Annotated in this window: 3 protein-coding genes; all 3 read left to right on the top strand. The window is 72.6% G+C overall.

What is annotated here, in order from left to right:
* The coding region (locus GTY47_RS14630) for an alpha-glucosidase C-terminal domain-containing protein (protein WP_040902446.1) at positions 1–266 on the top strand (266 nt) is incomplete at its 5' end.
* 28 nt (positions 267–294) lie between these two features.
* Positions 295–1,665: a hypothetical protein gene (locus GTY47_RS14625; protein ID WP_010033283.1), complete on the top strand. Its 1,371-nt coding sequence runs from the start codon at positions 295–297 to the stop codon at positions 1,663–1,665.
* A 3-nt stretch (positions 1,666–1,668) separates the two neighbouring features.
* Positions 1,669–3,388, top strand: a 1,720-nt coding sequence (glgB, locus tag GTY47_RS14620; protein ID WP_010033282.1) for a 1,4-alpha-glucan branching protein GlgB, incomplete at its 3' end; no start/stop codon positions are given.

The following is a 3,388-nucleotide window of genomic DNA, read 5'->3' as shown; positions in this document are numbered from 1 at the left end:
AACTGTCGTCCTCCAACCCGGCGGTGCTGGCGTTCCTGCGGGAGTACGAGGACGACCTGGTGCTGTGCGTGAACAACTTCGCGCGGTTCGCGCAGCCCACCGAACTCGATCTGCGCGAGTTCGCCGGGCGCCATCCGGTGGAGCTGTTCGGCGGGGTCCGCTTCCCCGCGATCGGCGAACTGCCGTACCTGCTGACCCTCGGGGGCCACGGCTTCTACTGGTTCCGGCTCACTCGAGTCGCATCCCGCATCGGCCGGCGACTGTGAGCACGCGCCGACGAAAGGAGGCGTGACCATGCCGAAGACCGCATCCCTCCGCCCGAGTCTCACGCGCCTGGCCGAGCCCATGGAGTCGCTCGGCGGGCTGCTGCGCGACTGGCTGCCCCGGCAGCGCTGGTTCGCGGGCAAGGACCGGCCCGTGACGGAGCTCGGCCTGCTGTCGATGACCGAGTTGTTCCCGGGCTGTCTGCACGTGCTGGTCCACGCCGGTCACGCCGGTCACACGGGTGTGCCCTCCCCGGGCGGCGCTCTCCCGGCCGGCGACTGCTACCAGCTCCTGCTCGGCGTACGGGAGCACCCGTCGCCGCGTCTCGGACGGGCGCTCATCGGGCGGGTCCAGGACGGGCCGCTGGCCGGTCTGACGGTCTACGACGCGCTGCACGACCCCCGTTCGGCTCAGCTGCTCCTGGACCGGTTGCGGCACCCCGGCACCGCCGGTCCCCTGCGGTTCGACTGCGAGCCGGACCAGCCGGTGCCCGGCGGACTCGTGCCGCGGCTGCTGGACGCGGAGCAGTCCAACTCCTCGCTGGTGTACGGCGACGAGTACATCCTGAAGGTCTTCCGGCGCATCCAGCCGGGCGTGAACCCGGACCTGGAGGTGCCGGGAGCGTTGGCCAGGCAGGGCTGCCACCGGGTGCCCGCGCCCGTGGCCTGGTTCCAGACGAAGCATCCGTTCAAGGCCACCCTCGGCGTGCTCCAGCCGTATCTGCGGGACGCCTCCGACGGCTGGACGCTGGCGCTGCACGCCCTGGCCGCCGGCGACGACTTCACGGTCCAGGCGCGGGCGCTGGGCGCGGCCACGGCGGAGGTGCACCTCGCGCTCGCCTCGGCCTTCCCGGTCGGCGAGCCCGGGGAGAACGGGCGCACGGCGACCGCGATGACCGAGCGGCTGGCCGCCGCCGCGCACTGCGTGCCCGCGCTCCAGCCGTACGTGCCGGGCCTGCAGACCGCGTTCGCCGCCCTCACCACCTGCGACGCCGGGCCGCCCGCCCAGCGCATCCACGGCGACCTGCACCTGGGTCAGGTGCTGCGGGCCGGACGCGAGTGGTTCGTCATCGACTTCGAGGGCGAGCCGTCCCGGCCGCTCTCCGAACGGCGCAGCGCCCACTCCCCCGTGCGGGACATCGCCGGGATGCTGCGCTCCTTCGACTACGCCGCCCGGCAGCGCCGCCCCTGGCGCCCGGAGTGGGCGCGACGCTGCCGCGAGGCCTACTGCGGGGGCTATGCCGCCCGCGCCGGCTGGGACCCGCGCAAGAAGCACGGGCTGCTCCGGGCCTACGAGACGGACCGGGCCGTGTACGAGGTGCTGTACGAGGCACGGCACCGCCCCGACTGGCTGCCTGTACCGATGGCGGCGATCGAGCGCCTCGCTGTGAGAGGAGACTGAGCCGTGGCCCTGCGCGACACCTCAATCCCGGAGCCGTCCGGCCCGGTCCCGGGCGCGACCGCGCCCGCCCTGAGCCCGGAGGACCGCGGACGCCTGCTGGCGGGCGCCCACCACGATCCGCACGCCCTGCTGGGCGCACACCCGGTCCCGGGCGGGATCGTGTTCCGGGCGCTGCGCCCCTTCGCCCGCTCGGTGAGCGTGGTGACCGGCGGCAAGCGCACCCCGCTCGTCTCGGAGGGCGACGGCCTGTTCTCCGGCGTGCTGCCGCTGGCGGAGATCCCCGCCTACACGCTGCACGTGGCGTACGAGGGCGGCGAGCAGGAGGTGCACGACCCGTACCGTTTCCTGCCCGCGCTCGGCGAGCTCGACCTGCACCTGATCCGCGAGGGCCGGCACGAGCAGCTGTGGCAGGCGCTCGGTGCGCAGCCGATGACCCACCAGGGCGTGACGGGCACCCGGTTCACGGTGTGGGCGCCGAACGCGCAGGGCGTGCGGGTCGCGGCGGACTTCACCTACTGGGACGGGACGCAGTTCCCGATGCGGTCGCTCGGCGCGTCCGGCGTGTGGGAGCTGTTCCTGCCCGGCGTCGGCGAGGGCACGGCCTACAAGTTCGAGATCACCTCCCGGTACGGCCACCGCTTCCTGAAGGCGGACCCGATGGCGCGCCGCACCGAGGAGCCGCCCGACACGGCGTCGATCGTGACGGCCTCGCACTACGAGTGGGGTGACGCTCAGTGGATGGCGCACCGCGCGGACAGGCCGGTGCACGAGGCGCCGTTCTCGGTGTACGAGGTGCATCTGCCGTCCTGGCGGCCGGGGCTGGGCTACCGGCAGCTCGCCGAGGAACTCCCGGCGTACGTCAAGGACCTCGGGTTCACCCACGTCGAGCTGATGCCGGTCGCCGAGCACCCCTTCCACGGCTCCTGGGGCTACCAGGTCACCGGCTTCTACGCGCCGACCGCGCGGCTCGGCAGCCCGGACGACTTCCGGTACTTCGTCGACGCCTGCCACCGGGCGGGCATCGGCGTGATCATGGACTGGGTGCCGGCGCACTTCCCGAAGGACGACTGGGCACTGGCCCGGTTCGACGGGGACCCGCTGTACGAGCCCGGGGACGCGCGGCGCGCCGAGCACCCGGACTGGGGCACCTACGAGTTCGACTTCGCCCGCACCGAGGTGCGCAACTTCCTCGTGGCGAACGCGGTGTACTGGTGCGAGGAGTTCCACATCGACGGGCTGCGCGTGGACGCGGTGGCGTCCATGCTCTACCTGGACTACTCGCGCGAGGACGGCCAGTGGGAGCCCAACGCCTACGGCGGCCGGGAGGACCTGGCGGCCATGGCGTTCCTCCAGGAGATGAACGCGACCGTGTACCGGCGCGCCCCCGGCGTGGTGACGATCGCCGAGGAGTCGACGGCTTGGGGCGGGGTGACGCAGCCCACCGACCGCGGCGGGCTCGGTTTCGGGCTGAAGTGGAACATGGGCTGGATGCACGACTCGCTGGAGTACCTCGCCCACGAGCCGGTGCACCGCAAGTACCACCACCACGAGATGACGTTCTCGATGGTGTACGCGTACAGCGAGAACTACGTCCTGCCGATCTCCCATGACGAGGTCGTGCACGGCAAGCAGGCGCTGGTGTCGAAGGCGCCGGGCGACTGGTGGCAGCGGCGTGCGAACGTCCGCGCCTACCTCGGCTTCATGTGGAGCCACCCGGGCAAGC

The organism is Streptomyces sp. SID5464 (assembly GCF_009862985.1).
Taxonomy (GTDB): domain Bacteria; phylum Actinomycetota; class Actinomycetes; order Streptomycetales; family Streptomycetaceae; genus Streptomyces; species Streptomyces chartreusis_D.
Note: the sequence above shows the minus strand (reverse complement) of the source record. Positions and strands in the feature narration are given on the sequence as shown.